The 19,484-nt window shown below is 66.9% G+C and carries 18 protein-coding genes; 9 read left to right on the forward strand and 9 right to left on the reverse strand.

From position 1 onward, the window contains the following. Positions 1 to 56: 56 nt before the first annotated feature. The 4 genes from O0J15_RS16985 to O0J15_RS17000 all read right to left on the reverse strand — a co-directional run bounded on the left by O0J15_RS16985 (position 57) and on the right by O0J15_RS17000 (position 5,738). On the reverse strand, positions 57 to 1,859 hold the full coding sequence (locus O0J15_RS16985) for a DUF885 domain-containing protein (protein ID WP_308305991.1): 1,803 nt from the start codon (positions 1,857 to 1,859) through the stop codon (positions 57 to 59). Between the two features lie 236 nt (positions 1,860 to 2,095). Further along, positions 2,096 to 2,611, reverse strand: coding sequence for a cytochrome c oxidase assembly factor Coa1 family protein (locus O0J15_RS16990; protein WP_019661666.1), 516 nt, complete (start codon positions 2,609 to 2,611; stop codon positions 2,096 to 2,098). Between the two features lie 25 nt (positions 2,612 to 2,636). Continuing rightward, positions 2,637 to 4,862, reverse strand: a complete 2,226-nt coding sequence (locus O0J15_RS16995) for a S9 family peptidase (RefSeq protein ID WP_308305992.1) — start codon at positions 4,860 to 4,862, stop codon at positions 2,637 to 2,639. A gap of 186 nt (positions 4,863 to 5,048) precedes the next feature. Then, complete coding sequence (locus O0J15_RS17000) at positions 5,049 to 5,738, reverse strand: glutathione binding-like protein (protein ID WP_019661668.1); 690 nt, start codon at positions 5,736 to 5,738, stop codon at positions 5,049 to 5,051. A 110-nt stretch (positions 5,739 to 5,848) separates the two neighbouring features. Between O0J15_RS17000 and O0J15_RS17005 the strand changes: the two genes are divergently transcribed. Both O0J15_RS17005 and O0J15_RS17010 read left to right on the forward strand, forming a co-directional pair. Continuing rightward, entirely contained in the window at positions 5,849 to 6,490 is a 642-nt protein-coding gene (locus O0J15_RS17005) for a TIGR00645 family protein (RefSeq protein WP_019661669.1), read from the forward strand. A gap of 201 nt (positions 6,491 to 6,691) precedes the next feature. Beyond that, positions 6,692 to 7,693, forward strand: coding sequence for an energy transducer TonB (locus O0J15_RS17010; protein ID WP_019661670.1), 1,002 nt, complete (start codon positions 6,692 to 6,694; stop codon positions 7,691 to 7,693). Positions 7,694 to 7,776: 83 nt separating this feature from the next. On the opposite strand, the gene O0J15_RS17015 is transcribed toward O0J15_RS17010, so the two are convergent. Beyond that, positions 7,777 to 8,031, reverse strand: coding sequence for a hypothetical protein (locus tag O0J15_RS17015; RefSeq protein ID WP_134730910.1), 255 nt, complete (start codon positions 8,029 to 8,031; stop codon positions 7,777 to 7,779). 78 nt (positions 8,032 to 8,109) lie between these two features. Between O0J15_RS17015 and O0J15_RS17020 the strand changes: the two genes are divergently transcribed. Together O0J15_RS17020 and O0J15_RS17025 are read left to right on the forward strand one after the other, a co-directional pair. Continuing rightward, entirely contained in the window at positions 8,110 to 8,907 is a 798-nt protein-coding gene (locus O0J15_RS17020; protein WP_308305994.1) for a helix-turn-helix transcriptional regulator, read from the forward strand. A gap of 99 nt (positions 8,908 to 9,006) precedes the next feature. Beyond that, the gene (locus O0J15_RS17025) at positions 9,007 to 9,717 is read left to right on the forward strand and encodes a transposase (RefSeq protein WP_032959053.1); all 711 of its coding nucleotides are present in this window, start codon (positions 9,007 to 9,009) and stop codon (positions 9,715 to 9,717) included. 24 nt (positions 9,718 to 9,741) lie between these two features. On the opposite strand, the gene O0J15_RS17030 is transcribed toward O0J15_RS17025, so the two are convergent. The 3 genes from O0J15_RS17030 to O0J15_RS17040 are packed head-to-tail and all read right to left on the reverse strand — an operon-like array spanning position 9,742 to position 13,192. Then, positions 9,742 to 10,926 carry an ABC transporter permease gene (locus O0J15_RS17030; protein WP_308305993.1) on the reverse strand — a complete coding sequence of 395 codons (1,185 nt, stop codon included), beginning with the start codon at positions 10,924 to 10,926 and terminating at the stop codon, positions 9,742 to 9,744. After that, on the reverse strand, positions 10,923 to 11,669 hold the full coding sequence (locus tag O0J15_RS17035; protein WP_021203318.1) for an ATP-binding cassette domain-containing protein: 747 nt from the start codon (positions 11,667 to 11,669) through the stop codon (positions 10,923 to 10,925). The genes O0J15_RS17030 and O0J15_RS17035 overlap by 4 nt, the downstream gene beginning before the upstream one ends. Then, positions 11,666 to 13,192, reverse strand: coding sequence for an alpha/beta hydrolase (locus O0J15_RS17040; RefSeq protein ID WP_233653574.1), 1,527 nt, complete (start codon positions 13,190 to 13,192; stop codon positions 11,666 to 11,668). Before O0J15_RS17040 ends, O0J15_RS17035 begins: the two co-directional genes overlap by 4 nt. Before the next feature lie 296 nt (positions 13,193 to 13,488). Between O0J15_RS17040 and O0J15_RS17045 the strand changes: the two genes are divergently transcribed. The 3 genes from O0J15_RS17045 (at position 13,489) to O0J15_RS17055 (ending at position 16,722) form a co-directional block, all read left to right on the forward strand. After that, entirely contained in the window at positions 13,489 to 14,016 is a 528-nt protein-coding gene (locus tag O0J15_RS17045) for a DUF1203 domain-containing protein (protein ID WP_111099163.1), read from the forward strand. A gap of 191 nt (positions 14,017 to 14,207) precedes the next feature. Continuing rightward, on the forward strand, positions 14,208 to 15,380 hold the full coding sequence (locus tag O0J15_RS17050; protein ID WP_164144054.1) for a lytic polysaccharide monooxygenase: 1,173 nt from the start codon (positions 14,208 to 14,210) through the stop codon (positions 15,378 to 15,380). 178 nt (positions 15,381 to 15,558) lie between these two features. Further along, positions 15,559 to 16,722, forward strand: coding sequence for a lytic polysaccharide monooxygenase (locus O0J15_RS17055; RefSeq protein ID WP_019661679.1), 1,164 nt, complete (start codon positions 15,559 to 15,561; stop codon positions 16,720 to 16,722). 113 nt (positions 16,723 to 16,835) lie between these two features. Here the strand turns inward: O0J15_RS17055 and O0J15_RS17060 are convergent, their stop codons facing one another. After that, positions 16,836 to 17,585 carry a ferredoxin--NADP reductase gene (locus O0J15_RS17060; protein ID WP_019661680.1) on the reverse strand — a complete coding sequence of 250 codons (750 nt, stop codon included), beginning with the start codon at positions 17,583 to 17,585 and terminating at the stop codon, positions 16,836 to 16,838. An 84-nt stretch (positions 17,586 to 17,669) separates the two neighbouring features. On the opposite strand from O0J15_RS17060, the gene O0J15_RS17065 reads away from it, so the two are divergent. Further along, positions 17,670 to 18,638 carry an ABC transporter ATP-binding protein gene (locus tag O0J15_RS17065; RefSeq protein ID WP_155030313.1) on the forward strand — a complete coding sequence of 323 codons (969 nt, stop codon included), beginning with the start codon at positions 17,670 to 17,672 and terminating at the stop codon, positions 18,636 to 18,638. Beyond that, positions 18,635 to 19,426: an ABC transporter permease gene (locus tag O0J15_RS17070; protein ID WP_005420226.1), complete on the forward strand. Its 792-nt coding sequence runs from the start codon at positions 18,635 to 18,637 to the stop codon at positions 19,424 to 19,426. Before O0J15_RS17065 ends, O0J15_RS17070 begins: the two co-directional genes overlap by 4 nt. The last annotated feature ends 58 nt before the right edge of the window (positions 19,427 to 19,484 follow it).

Below are 19,484 nucleotides of genomic sequence, written 5' to 3' on the forward strand. Positions count from 1 at the left end.
GGCCATGCCCGGCGTCTCTCCCGCTGCGCTCGCCGGGCATGGCCCGGCGCTACCGATTATTTCTGCCGGTACTTCGGCACGAACACCTTGTTCACCGCATCAGCCAGCTGGTCCGGCGGCAGCAGGCCCTGGTCGAGCAGGAAGTTGTTGAACGCAAGGCGGTCGAACTTCGCACCCAGTGCCAGCTCGGTCTGCATGCGCAGTTCCAGGATGCGGGTGTAGCCGTAGAAGTAGCTGCCGGCCTGGCCCGGCATGCGCACCATGTAGCGGTCCAGTTCCTGGGTGGCCATTGCCTTGGACAGGCCGACCTGCTCCATCAGCACGCGCTCGCCGTTGGCGCGGTCGGTCAGGCCCAGGTTGAGCATCGGGTCCAGCATCGCGCGCGCGGCGCGCAGCAGGCGGAACTGCAGGGCGATCATCTGACCGTCCAGCGGTTCGTAGGGCACCATCTCGGCCTCGGCATACAGTGCCCAGCCTTCCACGTTCACCGAATTGAACGCGAACATGGTGCGTGCCAGCGACACGCCACGCTCGACCATCGCGGTGAACTGGAGCTCGTGGCCGGGGCGGCCTTCATGCGCGCTCAGCGTCCATGCTGCCGCACCGAAGTTGAAGTCGTCGTACTGCGCGCCCGGGCCCGCTGCCGGGTTGCCCAGCGGCAGCACGAAGGTGCCCTGCTGCCCGGTGTTGTTGACCAGCGGCGCCGGCAGGAAATGCGGCGCGGGACTGGCCGCGCTCTCGGCGGCCGAACCCAGGCGCATCTGCATGGCGCGCTGGGGCACGTCGACGATGGCATGCTCGCGGATCAGCGGATCGATCGCGTCGATCACCTTGCGGTAGTGGCCTTCCAGATGGTCGTCGGCGATCTTGTCGGCCTTCAGCGCGCGGATCACCGCCACCGGGTCGCTCGGGTCGGCCACCTTCAGGCCCTTGTCCTTCACCACCAGCGGCGCCAGCTGCTGCATCGCCGAGCGGGTTTCCATGAACTCCAGCTGCGCGCGCTGCATCAGCAGCTTCGGGTCGATGTCGATGCCGACCTGCTTGAGCTGGTAGGCGTACAGCGGCGCCGGCAGGCGCGCATCGGTGCGTGCCTTCGGCAGCACGTCCTTGCGGGTCCAGGCGGCGTAGTCCTTCATCTGCCCGGCCAGGGCCTTCATTGCTTCATCGGTACCGGCGATCTGGTACTTCTTCAGCAGCGACTCGATACCGGTGATGTAGATCTCGACGTTGTCCAGCGACTGCTGCACTTCGATCCTGGTCGGCTGCAGCAGGCTGGTGTCCTTCAGGCGCTCTTCATAGCGCTGGCGGGCCAGCGTGGTGAAGGCGGTGCCGCCCGGCTGCAGGCCGGCATAGGCCTTGAGGCGGTCGATCGCCTTGGCCCGGCGCTCGGCCGGCACCTGGTCGGACAGCAGCAGGTTGAGGCCGCTGAACACGGTCTGCGGCGCATCACTCCACGGCAGCAGGTATTTCTCGTTGAGCTCGCTGCCTTCGATGTTCTGGCTGGCGGCGTGGATCATGATCTCCAGGTCCTGGCGGACGTTGGGATCCTTCTCGGTGGCCAGCTTTGCCTTGAGTTCATCGCGGGCTTTGGCCATCGCGGCGCGATAGCGCTTGCCGTTGTCCGGGCCAAGGTCTGCGACCTTGTCGTCGTAGCCGGGAACGCCGAAGAAGCCGGTTTCCTCCGGCTGGAACGGGCCTTGTGCATCAAGCAGGATCTGCGCCAGTGCATTGCTGCGGGCAATCCAGGCCGGGCTGGCCGGGGTAGCGGCCTTGGCGGCGGGTGCGGCCAGCGCCGGTGGCGCAGACAGCAGCGGTGCGGCAGTCAGGGCCAGGGCAACGGCGAACGCAATCGGCTTCATGGTGCACTCCAGGACGGGGTTGCCCGCACCCTACGCGCTCACGGCGATGGCGACAATCGGCGGGAAGTCATGGCGGCTGGTTGTGCAGCCGGGGCTCCGCGGAAGCCTGCCGGCGTAGAGTCGACTGTCAGTCGACTATCGCGCGCAGCGCGGGGGTTTCGCTATCTGACCGAAGAGCAGTCGACTGACAGTCGACTCTACCCGGTCGACGTCCCGCAGTCGCCTGCCCGGGGAGGTCACAACGCGGCGGTCAGCGGGCATTCGCCGCGATCACGGCAGGCCTGCAGCTCGCACTCCTGCGCAGCCTCATCATCATCCAGCGCCGTCAGGTCGAAGGTCTGCTTGTCTTCGGCCAGCACGTACATCACCGGGTAGTCCCAGACATCGTCACGACGGATGCCCTGCACGAACAACCGCCCGCGTGCCTGCGGCCCTTCCAGCGCAACGGTCAGGCCAACGTCGCGCTGGCCGTTGATGGCGGTCTGCATGCTGCCCAGCGGCATCGATTCGATATGCAGCGGCTCGCCGAAGGCTTCCACCAGTTCGATGCTGCAGCCCGCGCGGCGCAACGCTTCGCGCATCGGTGGACTTTCGCGTGCCGCCTCGCTCCAGCGCAACAGGCTCCAGGTCACCACGCCACCGGCGCCACCCAGCACCAGCACCACCGTCAGCGGCATCGCCCAGCGCCAGTGGCGGCGCCACCATCCGGTGGACGTCTGGCGATGGGCGGGAATCGGCGGTGGCAGGGTCATCGGCGGGCTCCTTCCCGGTTGCGGATCAGGGTTTCAGGCAGCGTCCCAGGAAGGCTTCGGCCACGCGGTAGCGATGCAGGGCATCGGCGCCCGACAGGCCATGCTTGGCACCCGGGTAGGTCATCAGCTCGAACGGCTGTGCACGCTTCTGCAGCGCGCTCATCAGGCTGGTCGAGTTGGTGAACAGCACGTTGTCGTCGGCCATGCCGTGGATCAGCAGCAGCGGCGAGCGCAGGCCGTCGATATGGGTCAGCACGCGCGCTTCGCGATAACCGGCTTCATTGCGTGCCGGCAGATCCATGTAGCGTTCGGTGTAGTGGCTGTCGTACAGGCCCCAGTCGGTCACCGGCGCACCGGCCACGCCGCAGGCGTACTGGTTCGAGGCCTTGGCCAGCAGCATCAGGGTCATGTAACCGCCGTTGGACCAGCCCTGCACGCCAATGCGCGCCGGGTCCACCCACGGCTGCTGCTTGAGCCAGGCCACGCCGCGCAGCTGGTCGGTCACTTCCACCGTGCCCTGCTTCCCGTACAGCGCACCACCGAAGTCGCGGCCGCGACGCGGGGTGCCGCGGTTGTCCAGCGAGAACACCACGTAGCCCTGCTGGGCCAGGTACTGGTTGAACAGGTGATCACCGCGGCCGGGCCAGCTGTCGGTGACGGTCTGGCTGGCCGGGCCGCCATAGACATACACCGCCACCGGGTAGCGCTTGGACGGATCAAACCCGGCCGGCTTGATCAGGCTGTAGTTCAGTGGGGTCTTGCCATCGGCGGCGGTCAGCGTGCCGAACTCGACCGGGCGCTGCGCGTCGCGGTAGCGCGCATACGGGTGCCTGGGATCGGCCAGGTCGTTCTCCACCAGCGTAGCGATCTTCTCGCCATTGGCGCGGAACAGCTCGATCTGCGGCGGCGTGGTGCTGTTGGACCAGCTGTCGACATAGACGCTGGCATTGCGGGCGAACGTGGCGCTGTGCATGCCCGGTGCCTTGGACAGGCGCTGGGGCTCGCCGCCCTGCAGCGATACCGCGTAGATCTGGCTTTCGCGCGAGGTTTCGATGCCGGCGCGGAAGTAGGCCTTGCCGGCCTTCTCATCAACCGCCAGCAGTTCGTCCACCGGCCAGTTGCCGTGGGTCAGCGCGGTGGTCTTGCCCTTGCTGTCGATGCGGTACAGGTGCTGGAAGCCGGTACGCTCGGACGACCACAGCACGCTGCCGTCTTCCAGGAAGCGCAGGCTGTTATGCAGCGGCACCCAGGTCGGGCTGGTCTCGTGGGCGAGCACGCGCTGGCGGTTGGAGTCGAGCGCCACTTCCACCAGGTCCAGCTGCTTCTGGTCACGCGACTGGCGCTGGAAACTCAGGTGCTGCGGATCGCGCCAATCGACGCGGGCCAGGTAGATATCCTGTTCCCTGCCGAGGTCGACCCAGCGCGGCTGCGCATCGGCGGCCGGTGCGATCACGCCCAGCTGCACGCGCACGTTGGCGTCGCCGGCGGCCGGGTAACGCTGCTCGATCACGTCGGTGCGGTCGGCATAGACCTCGTAGCGCTTCTGTACCGGCACCGGCGATTCATCGATGCGGGCAAAGGCAATGGCCGAATCATCCGGCGCCCACCAGTAGCCGGTGTGGCGATCCATCTCCTCATCGGCGACGAACTCGGCCACGCCGTTGCCGATGGTGGTGCTGCCGTCGTGGGTCAGCTGCAGCTGCTTGCCATTGGCCAGGTCGATCACCCACAGGTTGCGGCCGCGGATGAAGCTGACGAAACCGCCCTTGGGCGACAGCTTGGCGTCGGTGGCGAAACCTTCACCTTGGGTCAGCTGGCGCACGGCCGCCTGGCCCTGCTGCTTGAGGTCGTACAGGTAGAGTTCGCCGCCCAGCGGGAACAGCAGGCGCTGCGCGTCCGGCGACCACTGGTAATCAACGATGCCGGTCATCGCGGCGATGCGCTGGCGCTCGCGGCGTGCCTTTTCCTCGTCGCTGAGGGTCTCGGTGCCGGGCAGCACCACCTTGGAATCAACCAGCAGCCGGGTCTGGCCGCTACCGATGTCGTAGGTCCACAGGTCCAGCTGGTTTCGGTCGCTGTCCTTGCCGCGCAGGAAGCTGACCTGCGATCCGTCCGGTGCCACCTTGGGCTTCATCAAGGTCGGGCCGGACAGCGGCAGCGGACCTGTGATGGCTTCCAGGGTCAGCTTTTCAGCGTGGGCAGCGGTTGTGGTGGCAAGCATGAGGGCGAGCGAAGCGAACAGGTGGCGCATGGAGGGTCCCGGCAAACGGCAGGTCCGCCCCCGCGATGGACGCGGAGCGGTCGTCCCCCATCCTAACCAAGCCCGTGCGGGAAGGCAGCATGACCTTCTGCCCATAGCAGTGCGGACGAGTGCCGACCAAGGGTCGGCACCCACCACCCGTAGATCCACGTCACGCGTGAATGACGCCGTCCTGGTTCAACGCTGGCCGAACAGGTGCTTGCGCTCTTCGTCGCTGAGCGGCTTGCCGGCGTTGGGGTTCACCTGCTGGCGCAGGGCATAGGCGCGCTGGGTGGCCGGGCGTGCGGCAATCGCTTCATGCCAGCGCTTGAGGTTCGGGAACGCGGCGAAGTCCACCGGCAGCGTGTCGTAGGCGCCGACCCACGGGTAGCTGGCCATGTCGGCGATGGTGTACTCATCGCCGGCCAGGAAGGCGTGCTGGGCCAGGCGCTTGTCCATCACCCCGTGCAGGCGGCGCACCTCGTTGTCGTAGCGCTCGATGGCATAGGGAATCTTCTCCGGCGCGTACACGTTGAAGTGGCCCATCTGGCCACTCATCGGGCCCAGGCCCGCCATCTGCCAGAACAGCCATTCCAGGGTGGTCACGCGGCCACGCGCGTCGCTGGGCAGGAAGCGGCCGGTCTTCTCGGCCAGGTACAGCAGGATCGCGCCGGACTCGAACACACTCTGGGGAGCACCGCCATCGGCCGGGGCATGGTCGACGATGGCCGGCATCTTGTTGTTCGGCGAGATGGCCAGGAATTCCGGCTTGAACTGGTCGCCCGAACCGATGTTGACCGGGTGGATGCGGTACTCCAGGCCGGCTTCCTCCAACAGCAGGGTCACTTTGTGGCCGTTCGGGGTGGGCCAGTAATACAGGTCGATCATGGCGGCGGCTCGGGGTGCGGAAAGGAACCTGAAGTCTAGTGCGTGAGTTGGGTTGGCACCGTCATGGCGGGCCGGTAACCTCGCGGCTCCCCCGAAACGCACTGTCCTGCATGAGCCACAGTCCTCGTCCCTTGTCCCCGTTGTCCTCGCTGATCTTCGCCTCGCGCTGGCTGCAGCTGCCGCTGTACCTGGGCCTGATCCTTGCCCAGTGCGTCTACGTGTTCCTGTTCGGCAAGGAACTGTGGCACCTGCTGTCCCACTCGGTGTCGATGGGCGAACAGCAGATCATGCTGATCGTGCTGGGCCTGATCGACGTGGTGATGATCTCCAACCTGCTGGTGATGGTGATCGTCGGCGGCTATGAAACCTTCGTCTCGCGCCTGCGCCTGGAAGGCCATCCGGACCAGCCGGAATGGCTGAGCCACGTCAACGCCAGCGTGCTGAAGGTGAAGCTGGCGATGGCGATCATCGGCATCTCCTCGATCCACCTGCTGAAGACCTTCATCGCCACCAGCGCGTTGAAGGGACTGCCGCTGTGCAAACCGGAACAATGGGCAGCGGCAGTGTCTTCGGCGTCGACCAGTTTCTACAACGCTGGCGTCGATACCTGCACGACCATGACCCAGGAAGGTGTGCTGTGGCAGACCATCATCCACTGCGTGTTCATCCTGTCGGCGATCGGCATCGCCTGGACCGACAAGCTGATGTCCAACGGCCACAGCAAGTCGCACGACAAGGCACACGACCACTGAGGTCGCCGCCGGCCACGACATGATCACTGCGGCCCCACCCGGCCACCACCCCTTGTGCGGGGCGGTGGCCGGGATGCTAGATTGCATCCTCGCCGTTGCCGGCGGTGGCGTCGGGAAACGCCACCCTGCCGCGCCTGGACCACGGGTCCCGGCCATGCATATCAATGATTTACGTCACGTCGTCTTCTAGAGGGGAGCAGGATGTCGCACGTCTCAACGATCACCGCCGCGCGCCGGTGGCTGCCGGTTGCTTTGGCACTGGCGCTGGCCGCCTGCTCGGGCAAGGAAGAATCCGCAGCACCGGCTCCGGCCGCCGCCCCCACCGCCGCTGCACCGGCCGCACCGGTGGTCGCCGCCAAGGTGCAGTCGATGGGCACCGAGCAGCTGCGTGAGTCGGCCAGCCAGGCCCTGCGCGAGAACCGCATGTACGCGCCGGCCGGCGACAATGCCATCGAGTACTACCTCGCCCTGCGCGACAAGACCCCGGACGACGCCTCGGTGAAGAGCGCGCTGACCGACCTGCTGCCCTACACCCTGATCGCCGCCGAGCAGCACCTGGGCCGCGAGGACTACACCGAAGCACAGCGCCTGGTGGCACTGATCGAGAAGGTGGATGCCTCCGCGCCCGCCCTGCCGCGCCTGAAGGACGGTCTGTCCAAGGGCGTGGAAAACGCGGCCAAGCGCACCGAGACCGAAGCGGAGAAGGCAAAGAAGGACGCCGAGGAGCGCAGCAAGCAGCAGATCGAACAGCAGCGCCTGGCCGAACAACGCGCCAAGGAAGCCGACGCGGCCAAGCAGATCGCTGCCCAGCAGGACGCCGCACGCCGCGACAACGAACGCCAGGAAGCCGAGCGCCAGGCCGCCGCACGCCGCGAAGCCGAACAGAAGCAGCAGCAGGCCGCGGCCCAGCAGGCCAGCGCGGCGCGCCAGGCCGCGGCTGCCGCCGCGCCCACCCTGCGCCCGATCAGTACGCCGGCGCCGCGCTATCCGGCCGAGGCACTGCGTTCGGGAACGTCGGGCGAAGTGCTGGTGGAGATCACGGTCGGTACCGACGGCTCGGTGGTCAACGCCCGCGTGCTGCGCGCAACCTCCGGCCGCACCTTCGACCGCGAAGCCCTGAACGCAGTCAAGCGCTGGCGCTTCGAGCCGGTCAGCGCGCCGGTCACCACCCGCCGCACCCTGGTGTTCGCGCCAGGCGGCTGACCGCAGAAAAGGGGACGGAGGGGATTAAGTCGTTTCCGCCCCAAAATGACCACACGGCCCGGCATCTCCGGGCCGTGTCCGCTTCAGGAGAGGCTGTCAATCAGGCGTTGCAGTGCCGGATCGCGCGCGGCCAGCACCTGGAACAGGCCCAGCGCATGCAGGCCCGGCAGCAGCCCACGCAGATCTGCTTCGGCGGTGGCGCGGGTGGCGTCATCGCTGGCGGGGTCCTGCCAGTCACGGACGCTGGCGAGGAAGGCGCCCACGCTGCCCTTGCGCACGATGAGGCCGTTTACCTGCACGTCGTTCTGATGGTCGGGAAGAATGTCCTGGGGCTGCATCGGGGCGGCTCGTGTTGGAATGGGCGCCCAGTGTGGCGCGCGCGGATCGGCGCTTCTGCCGTATAACTGCCAATGGATATGGCAGATCAGACACCGACCGGCTTGATTGATCCGGCATTGGCGGACGCCGACGACGGCCCCATCGTGCTGGCCGGCCAGCTGCGCGTGCCCGGAAGGCGGCGCACCGCGCGTCACCAGCACGTGCGCGGCCAATTGCTGGGTGCCCACCACGGCCTGCTGCGGATCGAGGCCGGCGACCTGCACTGGCTGCTGCCGGCGGGGCATGTTGCCTGGATACCGCCCTTGCTGCCCCACGCCCTGGTAGGGGCAGACGCATTCGATGGCTGGAGCCTGTACGTCCGCGCCGATGCCGGCCTGGATCTGCCGCCGCTGCCCCGCATTTTCCAACCCGATGTGCTGTTGCAGGCGGCGGTGACGCGGGCACTGCGCTGGCCGCATCAGGCACTGGACGCTGCGCAGGCACGCTTGGCCGGCGTCATCGCCGATGAGATCCGTGCCAGCACTCCCTTGCCGCTGGCCCTGCCACAACCGCAGGATCGACGGTTGCGGCGGATCGCGGCGGCGCTGGCACGGTCGCCGGACGACCTTCGCAGCGTCGAAGCGTGGGCAGCCACCAGCGGACTGTCCAGCCGCAGTCTCGCCCGCCGTTGGCAGGCCGAAACTGGCATGACCTTGAGCCAGTGGCGGCAGCGCCTGCGCGTGCTGCTGTCGCTGCCACTCCTGCTGGCGGGCGAGCCGGTGATCAGCGTTGCGCTGTCAATGGGCTACGACACGCCCAGTTCCTTCATCAGCGTGTTCAAGCGCGTGATGGGGGTAACGCCTGCGCGGTACGCAAAAGGGGACGGAGGGGATTAGGTCGCTTCTGACTCCTCCGATACGCCGGCGCGGCATTACCTGATGCCCCACGCCACGGTGCCGATGCCAGGCTGAGGCACCCTTCGACCTGGGAATCCCATGCCCCGACAAGCGCGCCTGATGCTGGCCGGCCAGGCCTATCACGTGATCCAGCGCGGTGTGAACAAGGGTGCGATCTTTGTCGACGACATCGACCGGCAACTGTTCCTGCATCTGCTGCACAGCGCTTTCCTCAAGCACCGCGTCGCACTGCATGCCTACGTACTGATGGACAACCACATCCACCTGCTGGCCACGCCATCCACGCAGCGTGGGCTGGCCGATGCAATGCGCATGCAGGGCAACAACTATGTGCAGGCTTTCAACCAGCGGCACGGCCGCACCGGTCCCCTGTGGCAGGGCCGCTTCCATTCCTCGATGATCGACAGCGACGCTTACCTGCTCAGCGTATACCGCTACATCGAACGCAATCCCGTTCGTGCCGGCATTGCGGTCAGTGCTGAAGATCATCCGTGGTCCAGCGTGCACGGCAACCTTCAACGACGCGATGACCCCATGCTGACCCCGCATCCCGCATTCAGAGCGTTGGCCGCGACCGCTCGCAACAGGACGGCGGTGTATGCGCGATTCCTGCGCGATGTGAATGCGTCCGCCGATCTGCCCGCAATCCGCAGTCATAGCGCCAAACAGCGTCCGTTGGGGGATGCTGCGTTCCTGCGGATGGTAGAGAAGACGCTCGGGCGGCCGGTGGCGATGCGAAGACAAGGCCGCCCGCGCAAGGAGGGGACGGGAGGGGCAGAAACGACTTAATCCCCTCCGTCCCCTTTTTTGCGGTCAGCCGGAGATGGCCAGGCGCTCGTTGTGGTAGCGGCGCACGGCGGCGAACCACAGCATAGCGGCCAGGCCGAGGCTGGCACCGAGGTAGATCGCCCAGACCGTCGGGGTGATGGTCTCGTGGCGGATCACCTTCAGCAGCATCTGGTTCTGCGACAGGAACGGCACGGCGTACTGCCACATCTCGCTCTTCAGCGGATAGGCCACCAGGGCGTAGCCAGGCAGCATCGGCAGCAGCATCAGCCAGGTCATGTGGCTCTGCGCTTCCTTCATGCTCTTGGCCGCAGCCGACAGGAAGGTCAGCAGCGAGGTGCCGATCAGCAGCATCGGCAACATCACCAGCAGCATCTGCAGCATCGAGCCGACGTTCATGTTGAACTGGCGGCCGATGTTGCCGGGGGCGATCTGCGCGCTCACCTTGAACGCGACCAGGGTCAGCAGCAGCGACACGAAACCGACCACGCAGGCGGCGGCGATCTTGCCGCTGACGATCGCACTGCGCGAGCCCGGCGTGGCCAGCAAGGGTTCCAGTGACTGCCGCTCGCGCTCGCCGGCCGTGGCGTCCATCACCAGGTAGGCGCCACCGATGAACGAGGTCAGCGTCAGCAGTACCGGCAGCAGCATCGACAGGATCATGCCGCGCTTGGCCTCGGCACTGGCCAGGTCCTGGCGCGCCACGTCCAGCGGGCGTGCCACCTGTGCGTCGATGCCGCGTGCCATCAGGCGCAAGGCACCGACCTGGCCGTTGTAGGTGGCCAGCGCCGCCTCCAGGCGTGCACTGGGTACTTCGGCCGCGCGACGCGTGCTGTCCATGATGACCTCCACCAGCGCCGGCTTGCCCTCGGCCCAGTCCTTGCCGAACTCATCGCTGATGCGCAGCGCCACATCGATGTCCTGGGTGCGGATGGCCTCGGCCAGGTCCTTCGGTGCCGGTGCGGTGTTCAGCCCCTGCGCGGCGAGGAAGCGCACCAGGTTCGGCGCGTTGTCCGCACCGATGGTCGGAATCTGCAGCGGTTGTTCGATCTGGGTGCGCACCCGGCTCTCGGCCAGCTTGCCCATGCCCAGCAGCAGCACCGGGTACAGCAGTGGCCCGAACAGCAGGGTCAGAAGCAGCGTGCGGCGGTCACGCGACAGGTCACGCAGCTCCTTGCGCATCACCGTCATCAGGGTCGACATCATGCTCATGCGTGCAGGCCCTCTTCGCTGCCGATCAGTTTCACGAACGCATCTTCCAGGTTGGATTCGCCGGCCTGCGCACGCAGTTCGTCGGCGCTGCCGGCGGCCATCACCGTGCCCTTGGCGATGATCACGATGTGATCGCACAGCGCGGCCACCTCCTGCATGATGTGGCTGGACAGGATCACGCAGCGACCCTCTTCGCGCAGGCCCAGCAGGAAGCGGCGCAGCGCGCGCGTGGTCATCACGTCCAGGCCGTTGGTCGGTTCATCGAGAATGACGTTGCGAGGGTCGTGCACCAGCGCGCGGGCAATCGCGGTCTTGGTGCGCTGGCCCTGCGAGAAGCCATCGGTCTGGCGGTCGAGGATGTCCCCCATGTCCAGCGCGTGCGACAGCACCTCGATGCGTTCGCGGATGCGCTCGGCCGACAGGCCATGCAGTTCGCCGAAGTAGGCGATGTTCTCGCGCGCAGTCAGGCGCTTGTAGACGCCACGCGCATCAGGCAGCACGCCGAGGTGGCGACGCACCTCCACCGGATTGCGCGCCGCATCGATGCCGTCGACAGTGATGCTGCCCTGATCGGGCGTCATCAGCGTGTACAGCATGCGCATGGTGGTGGTCTTGCCGGCACCGTTGGGCCCCAGCAGGCCGGTGATGCGGCCATCCTCGGCGCGGAAGCCGACGTTGGACACTGCCTGGATACGGCCGGTGCGGGTGTCGAAGGCCTTGTGCAGGTTGTCGGCGACGATCATGGTTCCCATCCGTTGAACGAGGTGAACGCCGGCACGTAGCTCAGCGTATCCAGGCAGCCGGCATCCAGCGCCTTGGCATCGGTCGTGTCGATGAACTGGCCGAGCAGGCGCGGCATGCAGCCGGCGGTCAGCGTGCCGTGGCCCTGGCCACGGGCGACCAGCGCGCGTCCATTGGGCAGGCCCTTGAGGACCTGCTCGGCATAGCGCGGCGGGGTCACCGGGTCCAGTTCACCAGACAACAGCAGCGCCGGTACGTCACTGCGCAGCGGCACGGCATTGGCTGCCGGTGCCGGACGGTGCGGCCACACCGGGCAGGCCGCGAAGAACGCACTGGCCACCTCGTTGCCAAACAGCCGCTCGGGATCCTCGGCCGGCGCGTGGTAGCGCGGCGCATCTTCGCTACAGATCACCGACCAATGCATCCCGCGGTTGATCTGGAAATCCATGCTGCGGTTCGCACCGCGTGCCAGCGAGGCGAGCGGCGCGTAGCGGCCGTGCGCGGCTTCATCAAGAACCAGCGGCAGCAATGAGGCGTACTGGGGTACGTAGGAAAACGCAAAAGCCAGGCCCACCACGCTGTCCGGTGTCAGCACATCCTTCCGGGTCCCGTAGGTGCCGGGGTCGCGATACTCGACCGGAACCGGTGCACGGCGCAGGGTCTCGACCACGCTGCGCAGCTGCGCACGGGTATCGGTCGGGAAGCGCTTGCTGCAGGTAACGTCCTTGCGGCACTGCGCCGACTGCAGGGCGATCGCGTCCTCGAATGTCCTGGCGAAATCGCCGCCCACCACCAGCTCATTCGGCACCACGCCATCGATGACGATGCTGCGGGTGTGCTGTGGATAGGTACCCGCATAGCGCTGGGCCACGCGGGTGCCGTAGGACGCACCGATCAGGTTGACCCGGTCCACGCCCAAGGCCTGGCGAACTGCGTCCAGGTCTGCAATGGCTTCGGTGGTGGTGTAGAAACGTGCGTCCGCACGTCCCTGCAGGGAAGCCGCACAGCGCTGGGCGTAGTCGCGCAGCGATGCCTCGGAAGGCGCGGCATCCTCGTCCATCGGCAGCTCCTTCCCGTCCGCGCCCAGGCAGCTGAGCGGGTTGGAACCGCCGGTGCCGCGCTGGTCGATCAGGAACACGTCGCGCTGTTTGCGCACCTGGCGCAGTGCAGTATCGACGATGACCGCCACCTCGCTGGCCGCCTGGCCGGGGCCGCCGGCCAGGAAGAACACCGGATCCGGCTGGCTGGCGCCGCTGCTGCCCGATTCAAGCCAGGCGATACGCAGGCCGATCCGGCGACCGTCAGGCTGGGCCCGGTCCTCCGGCACCTGCAGGGTGGCGCACTGCGCCTCCACGTTGGCGCTGGCACCTACCGTGGACAGCGTGCAGGGCTGGAAATCGATCGTGCCGAAGCGGCGGCCGGGTGCGTCAGTGGCGCCCTCGGCGCCGGGTGACGGCGGCTGGCTGCAACCGGCAAGCATCAGGCTGGCCAACGCTGCGGCCAACGCGAGGTGGAGTCTTTGCATCGTGCTCGTTTCCCCTGGAAGACGTTCCTGGCAACCACGACGGGCTGCCGCGGAAGATGTGACTCAACTTACACGGGCAGCGCGCCGACGGCGATGGGCAATGACGAATCCGCCGCCAACGGCGCGCAGACCGGACGGTCCTGCCCCTCGGCCTTGGTCGGCACAGGGCGGCACCGGCGGCGGCCCGCAGCACCCCACGGGCCAGTGCCCCGGCCTGACGGCGATGCGGGGTCTGAAAACGGCGAGCACGGCCGCCGGCGCACGCGCAGAATCCGCCGCAAACCCAGGAGACACCCATGCACACGTGGTACCTCGGTGGCATCGACCATCGCCCCTTCCTGCACCTGTTCGAGATGAGCGACTGCGCGCTCGCTGCGCTCGGCATCCAGCGTCGCTGGGCCGGCGCGAGCGGCGGACATCCCTGCCGGATCAGCCTGAGCGATCCCGCGCCTGGCAGCGAGCTGCTCCTGCTGTCCCACGCCCACCTGCCGCTGCATTCGCCGTACCGCGCCGCCGGCCCGATCTTCGTGCAGCGCGGCGTGACCCGTTGCGTCCTGCCGCCGGGCGAGGTGCCCCCGTATGTGCAGCGCCGGATGATCTCGATGCGTGCCTATGACCACGCCGCGCTGATGTGCGGTGCCCAGGTCTGTGCGGGCACCGAGGTGGGCAGCCATCTGGATGCGCTGTTTGCCGACCCGTCGGTGGCGTTCGTCCAGCTGCACAACGCCGCGCATGGCTGTTTCTCGTGCCAGGCAGATCGGGTGGGTACCGGGACTGCGTCGCGTGATCTCCATGACGTGATCGATGCCACGCCGGTCACGTGACGTCCAGCGCATCCGTTCAGCCCTGCGTGAAGCCTGCGGGAAGGGCTTCACATGCGCAGTCACGGATCGGCACTGCGATGGTTCCGCCGCCTGCAGTGCGACTCGATACTCGCCCTGGTGCCGCCGAAAGTCCGCCGCCCAGCGCAGCGCCTGCGGTCACCGTTCCCTTTCGACGACCACAAGGATGCGCCATGTCATTCCGATCCACACCGCTGTTGCTGGCCACCTCGTTCGCCGCTGCGGGCCTGTGCCTGGCCGGCAACGCGTTCGCCCACGGCACGATGACCACGCCGGTCAGCCGCGTCTATGCCTGCTTCCAGGGCAATCCCGAGAATCCGACCAACCCGGCCTGTGCCGCTGCAAAAGCGATTGGCGGTTCACAGGCGTTCTACGACTGGAACGGCATCAACCAGGCCAACGCCAACGGCAACCATCAGGCCGTGGTGCCCGACGGCAAGCTGTGCAGCGGCAACAACCCGACCTTCCGCGGCCTGGACGTGAACCGCAGTGACTGGCAGACCACGCCGATCCACGCCGATGCCAATGGCAGGTTCACCTTCGTGTTCAAGGCAACCGCGCCGCACGCCACGCGCGACTGGCGCTTCTTCGTCACCCGCGACGGCTGGCAACCGGGCAGCCCGTTGCGCTGGGCCGACCTGCAGGAGTTCTGCACGCTGGGCAATACACCGCTCTCTGCCGATGGCACCTACAAGCTGCAGTGCACGCTGCCGCAGCGCAGCGGCCAGCATGTGATCTACAACACCTGGCAGCGCTCGGATTCGACCGAGGCGTTCTACACCTGCATGGACGTGCGCTTTGAAGGCGGCGGCGGTGGTACGACGCCGGCACCGCAATGGCAGGATGCCGGCCCGGTCACCGCCCGCGGTGAATTGCCGGTCGGTACGACGCTGGCACTGCGCGTGTTCAATGCCAGCGGCAACGATGTCGAACGTGTGGAAGCGACGCTGGCCAGCGGCCAGACCTCGGCCGCGCAATGGCCCTTGGCGCTGGCCCGCAAGGTCAATGCCAGTGCCCAGCATGCGCGCGTGGGCGTGCTGGCCAATGGTGCAATCACGCCGACGGCCTCGGCCACCGCCAACCGCGTGTACCTGAAGGATGGCAACCGCTTCCAGCTCGACACGAAGGTGCCGGACCCGGGCACGCCGTCGCCGGGCGGTGATTTCGACCATGTGTACCCGGCCGGTATCGGCGGCTATGTGCCGGGCCAGACCGTGGTGAAGGGCTCCGACGGCAAGCTGTACGCCTGCCGTCCGTTCCCGGAGGGTGCATGGTGCAACGTCAATGCCGAGGCCTACCGGCCGGGCGTGGGCGCGGCCTGGCGCGATGCGTGGATCGCGTACTGAGGCAGTGATGCGGGAGGCGGTGCACAATGCACCGCCTTTCGCCCGGATGACGGCAAAGTAAGCACCGTGTTGCAGATCGAACACAGCTGCCATCGATTTCAAACTTGTCCGATGTTGCCGGCGCATCTGCATGTGAAGACTCCTTGAGGTTTCCCACACCTCGCAAAGGAGTCTCTGCATGCACCTGTCCCATCGGGCAGTCTTCGCACTGTCCGTCGTCGCCGGCCTGGCCTTGTCCGGCAGCGCCTTCGCCCACGGCACCATGACCAAGCCGCTCAGCCGCGTGAAGCAGTGCCACGAGGGCAATCCGGAAAACCCGACCAACCCGGCCTGTGCCGCAGCCAAGGCCATTGGCGGCGCGCAGCCGTTCTACGACTGGAGCGCGATTGCCCACGGCAATGCCAATGGCAACCATCGCGAACTGGTGCGCGATGGCGAACTGTGCAGTGCCAGCATTCCCAAGTACCGCGGCCTTGACCTGAACCGTACCGACTGGCCGACCACACCAATCCGCGCCGACGCGCGTGGCCGCTACACCTTTGAGTTCTATGCCCCGGCCCCGCATGCCACCCGCGAGTGGAAGTTCTATGTCACCCGTGATGGCTGGCAGCCGGGCAGCCCGCTGCGCTGGGCCGACCTGCAGGAATTCTGCACACTGGGCAACGTGCCGGTGGACGGCAAGACCTACAAGCTGGACTGCCCGCTGCCCAAGCGCAGTGGCCAGCACATCATCTACAACACCTGGCAGCGTTCGGATTCGGGTGAAGCGTTCTACACCTGCATGGATGTCCGCTTCGAAGGCGGCAACGGCGTGATTCCGCCGCCGCAGTGGCAGGATGCCGGCCCGGTCACCGCCCGCGGTGCGCTGGAGGCAGGCACCACGCTGACCCTGCGCGTGTTCAATGCCAACGGCAACGATCTGGAGCGCCCGGAAGTGACCCTGGCCGCCGGCCAGACCGCTCCGGCGCAGTGGCCGATGGCGCTGGCCAGCAAGGTCAATGGCAGCGCCCAGCACGCCCGCGTCGGCGTGATGAAGAACGGCGTGATCACGCCGGTGGCGTCCGCCACCGAGAACCGTGTCTACCTGAAGCCGGGTCATCGCTTTGAACTGGAAACCCAGATTCCGGGTCCGGGCCCGGTCGATCCGCCGGGTGGCGATTTCGACTTCGTGTATCCGGCAGGCCTCGGCAGCTACAAGCCGGGCGAGACCGTGGTGAAGGGCACCGACGGCAAGCTGTACGCCTGCCGCCCGTTCCCGGAAGGTGCGTGGTGCAACATCAACGCCGATGCCTATCGCCCAGGCACCGGCTTTGCCTGGCGTGATGCCTGGATCGCGTACTGAGGCATGGCACCGGGGGCGGCGTGATGCCGCCTCCGATTTGCGGGATTGCCGGCCAGCGGCCGGCATTACCAGGGTTCGTGGGGTTGCCGGCCAGCGGCCGGCACTACCCTGGCTTACTTGCTGCTGACGTACTTCTCGCGGCGGATCTGCGGGTTGCCCAGGCCGGCGGCCTTCAGCAGCTCGGCGCAGGCATCGACCATGTCCGGGTTGCCGCACAGGTAGGCGATGTCGGTGGCCGGGTCCGGCGTGAAACCGGCCAGCGCCTGCTGCACGTAGCCGTGCTGTACATCCGGGTGCGGTTCGGCCGGCAATTCGCGCGACAGGCACGGAACATAGCGGAAGTTCGCGTGCTTTTCGGCGAAGCTGTAGAAATCTTCGCTGTACAGCAGCTCGCCCGGGCTGCGCGCGCCCTGCAGCAGCACGATCTGCACATCGCGTTCGGCCATGGCCTTTTCCAGCAGCGGCAGCATGGAACGGTACGGGGTAACGCCGGTACCGGTGGCGATCAGCAGGTAACGGGCGTTGTGGTCACCGGGATTCAGGCAGAACCGGCCATAGGGGCCGGACGCACTGATCTGGCCGCCCGGCTCCAGTGCCTCGAACAGGGCCGTGGCAGCACCACCGGGCACGAAACTGACCGCGATATCCACCGCCTCGCCCGGGCCCAGCGCATGGTCGTGGATGGTCGCCAGCGAGTAGCTGCGCTTGGTTTCGGTGCCGTCGGCATAGCTGAAATGGACCTGGATGAACTGGCCGGGCTGGAAATCCAGTGGCTGTCCATCATCACGCACGAACTGGTAGTGGCCGACGGTCGGGGCCAGCATGCGGCAGCCGACCAGCTTGAGGGGGAATTGAACAGGCACGACTTTTCGGGACAGTGTGTAGCCGGGGCAAGCCCTCGGGGTCTTCTATAATAGCCCCTCCCCGCCCCTCTCCAGCGCCAGCCCATGGGCGCGAAGGCTTCGAGCTTGGCATCCCAGAACGATATGGCGCCCGCCCTGCGCGTGCGCGACCTGCGCAAGACCTACGACAACGGCACCCAGGCCCTGAAGGGGGTTTCCCTGGAAGTGGCCCCGGGCGACTTCTTCGCCCTGCTGGGCCCCAACGGCGCCGGCAAGTCGACCCTGATCGGCATCATCAGCTCCCTGGTCAACCTGAGCGAGGGCCAGGTGGAAGTGTTCGGCAGCGACCTGGTGCGCAACCGCAGCGCCACCATGCGCCTGATCGGGCTGGTGCCGCAGGAAATCAACTTCAACCTGTTCGAAAAGCCCTTCGACATCCTGGTGAACTATGCCGGCTTCTATGGCGTACCGCGCGAGGAAGCCGAGCAGCGCGCCGAAGAGGAACTGAAGCGCGCGCACCTGTGGGAAAAGGCCCAGGTGATGAGCCGCACGCTGTCCGGCGGCATGAAGCGCCGGCTGATGATCGCCCGCGCGATGATGACACGCCCGCGCCTGCTGATCCTGGATGAGCCGACCGCCGGCGTGGACATCGAGATCCGCCGCGACATGTGGCGCGTGCTTAAGGAGATCAACGCTGCCGGCACCACGATCATCCTCACCACGCACTACCTGGAAGAAGCCGAGTACCTGTGCCGCCACCTGGCGATCATCAACCATGGCCAGATCGTCGAGCAGGGGCCGATGCGCACCCTGCTGGCCAAGCTGGACGTGGAAGGCTTCCTGCTGGACATCGACGGTGACCTGCCGGCGCAGCTGCCGGTGATCGAGGGCGCGACGCTGACCGCGCCGGACCCGCACACGCTGGACATCGACATGCCACGCGCGATGGACCTCAACCGCGTGTTCGCTACGCTGAACGAGTCCGGCATCCGCGTGCGTTCGATGCGTACCAAGAGCAACCGCCTGGAGGAGCTGTTCGTGCGCCTCACCGGCAACATGGAGAAGCCTGCATGAGCACCACCGAGCTGACCGACGGCCAGCGCAACCGCATCGCGCTGATGACCATCGTGCGCCGCGAAGTCGCCCGCATCATGCGCATCTGGGGCCAGACCCTGGTGCCGCCGGCGATCACCATGACCCTGTACTTCCTGATCTTCGGCAACCTGATCGGGTCGCGCGTGGGTGACATGGGCGGCTACACCTACATGCAGTTCATCGTGCCGGGCCTGGTGATGATGAGCGTGATCCAGAACAGCTACGGCAACATCAGTTCCTCGTTCTTCGGTGCCAAGTTCGGCCGCCACGTCGAAGAACTGCTGGTCAGCCCGATGCCGAACTGGGTGATCCTGTGGGGCTACGTGGCCGGTGCCGTGCTGCGCGGCCTGATGGTCGGCGTGATCGTGCTGATCATCGCGATGTTCTTCACCCCGGTGCGAATCCCGCATCCGATCGTGATGCTGACCACGGTGATCCTCGGCGCGACGATCTTCTCGCTGGCCGGATTCATCAATGCGGTGTATGCGAAGAAGTTCGATGACGTGGCGATCGTGCCGACCTTCATCCTGACCCCGCTGACCTACCTGGGTGGCGTGTTCTATTCGGTGAAGCTGCTGCCGGGCTGGGCCGAAGCGGCCACGCACGCGAACCCGATCTTCTACATGGTCAACGCGTTCCGCTATGGCCTGCTGGGTAGCAGCGATGTGCCGCTGCCGGTGGCCTACGGCCTGATGATCGGTTTCGTGGTGGTGCTGACGGCGCTGGCGCTGTGGCTGCTGCGTCGTGGCGTGGGCATGCGCAGCTGAGACCTGCGTGGTAGTGCCGGCCGCGGGCCGGCAATCAGGGCAATGCGGGCCAGCGACC

This window comes from Stenotrophomonas sp. Sm10 (genome assembly GCF_030985515.1).
Lineage (GTDB): Bacteria > Pseudomonadota > Gammaproteobacteria > Xanthomonadales > Xanthomonadaceae > Stenotrophomonas > Stenotrophomonas hibiscicola.

Coding starts and splice junctions, on each gene's coding strand:
- O0J15_RS17010 (WP_019661670.1), top strand. CDS start 6,692: ATGTCGCACGTCTCAACGATCACCGCCGCGCGCCGGTGGCTGCCGGTT.
- O0J15_RS17015 (WP_134730910.1), bottom strand. CDS start 8,031: ATGCAGCCCCAGGACATTCTTCCCGACCATCAGAACGACGTGCAGGTA.
- O0J15_RS17065 (WP_155030313.1), top strand. CDS start 17,670: ATGGGCGCGAAGGCTTCGAGCTTGGCATCCCAGAACGATATGGCGCCC.
- O0J15_RS17005 (WP_019661669.1), top strand. CDS start 5,849: ATGAGCCACAGTCCTCGTCCCTTGTCCCCGTTGTCCTCGCTGATCTTC.
- O0J15_RS17040 (WP_233653574.1), bottom strand. CDS start 13,192: ATGCAAAGACTCCACCTCGCGTTGGCCGCAGCGTTGGCCAGCCTGATG.
- O0J15_RS17000 (WP_019661668.1), bottom strand. CDS start 5,738: ATGATCGACCTGTATTACTGGCCCACCCCGAACGGCCACAAAGTGACC.
- O0J15_RS17055 (WP_019661679.1), top strand. CDS start 15,559: ATGCACCTGTCCCATCGGGCAGTCTTCGCACTGTCCGTCGTCGCCGGC.
- O0J15_RS16985 (WP_308305991.1), bottom strand. CDS start 1,859: ATGAAGCCGATTGCGTTCGCCGTTGCCCTGGCCCTGACTGCCGCACCG.
- O0J15_RS17020 (WP_308305994.1), top strand. CDS start 8,110: ATGGCAGATCAGACACCGACCGGCTTGATTGATCCGGCATTGGCGGAC.
- O0J15_RS17025 (WP_032959053.1), top strand. CDS start 9,007: ATGCCCCGACAAGCGCGCCTGATGCTGGCCGGCCAGGCCTATCACGTG.
- O0J15_RS16990 (WP_019661666.1), bottom strand. CDS start 2,611: ATGACCCTGCCACCGCCGATTCCCGCCCATCGCCAGACGTCCACCGGA.
- O0J15_RS17035 (WP_021203318.1), bottom strand. CDS start 11,669: ATGATCGTCGCCGACAACCTGCACAAGGCCTTCGACACCCGCACCGGC.
- O0J15_RS17050 (WP_164144054.1), top strand. CDS start 14,208: ATGTCATTCCGATCCACACCGCTGTTGCTGGCCACCTCGTTCGCCGCT.
- O0J15_RS16995 (WP_308305992.1), bottom strand. CDS start 4,862: ATGCGCCACCTGTTCGCTTCGCTCGCCCTCATGCTTGCCACCACAACC.
- O0J15_RS17045 (WP_111099163.1), top strand. CDS start 13,489: ATGCACACGTGGTACCTCGGTGGCATCGACCATCGCCCCTTCCTGCAC.
- O0J15_RS17070 (WP_005420226.1), top strand. CDS start 18,635: ATGAGCACCACCGAGCTGACCGACGGCCAGCGCAACCGCATCGCGCTG.
- O0J15_RS17030 (WP_308305993.1), bottom strand. CDS start 10,926: ATGAGCATGATGTCGACCCTGATGACGGTGATGCGCAAGGAGCTGCGT.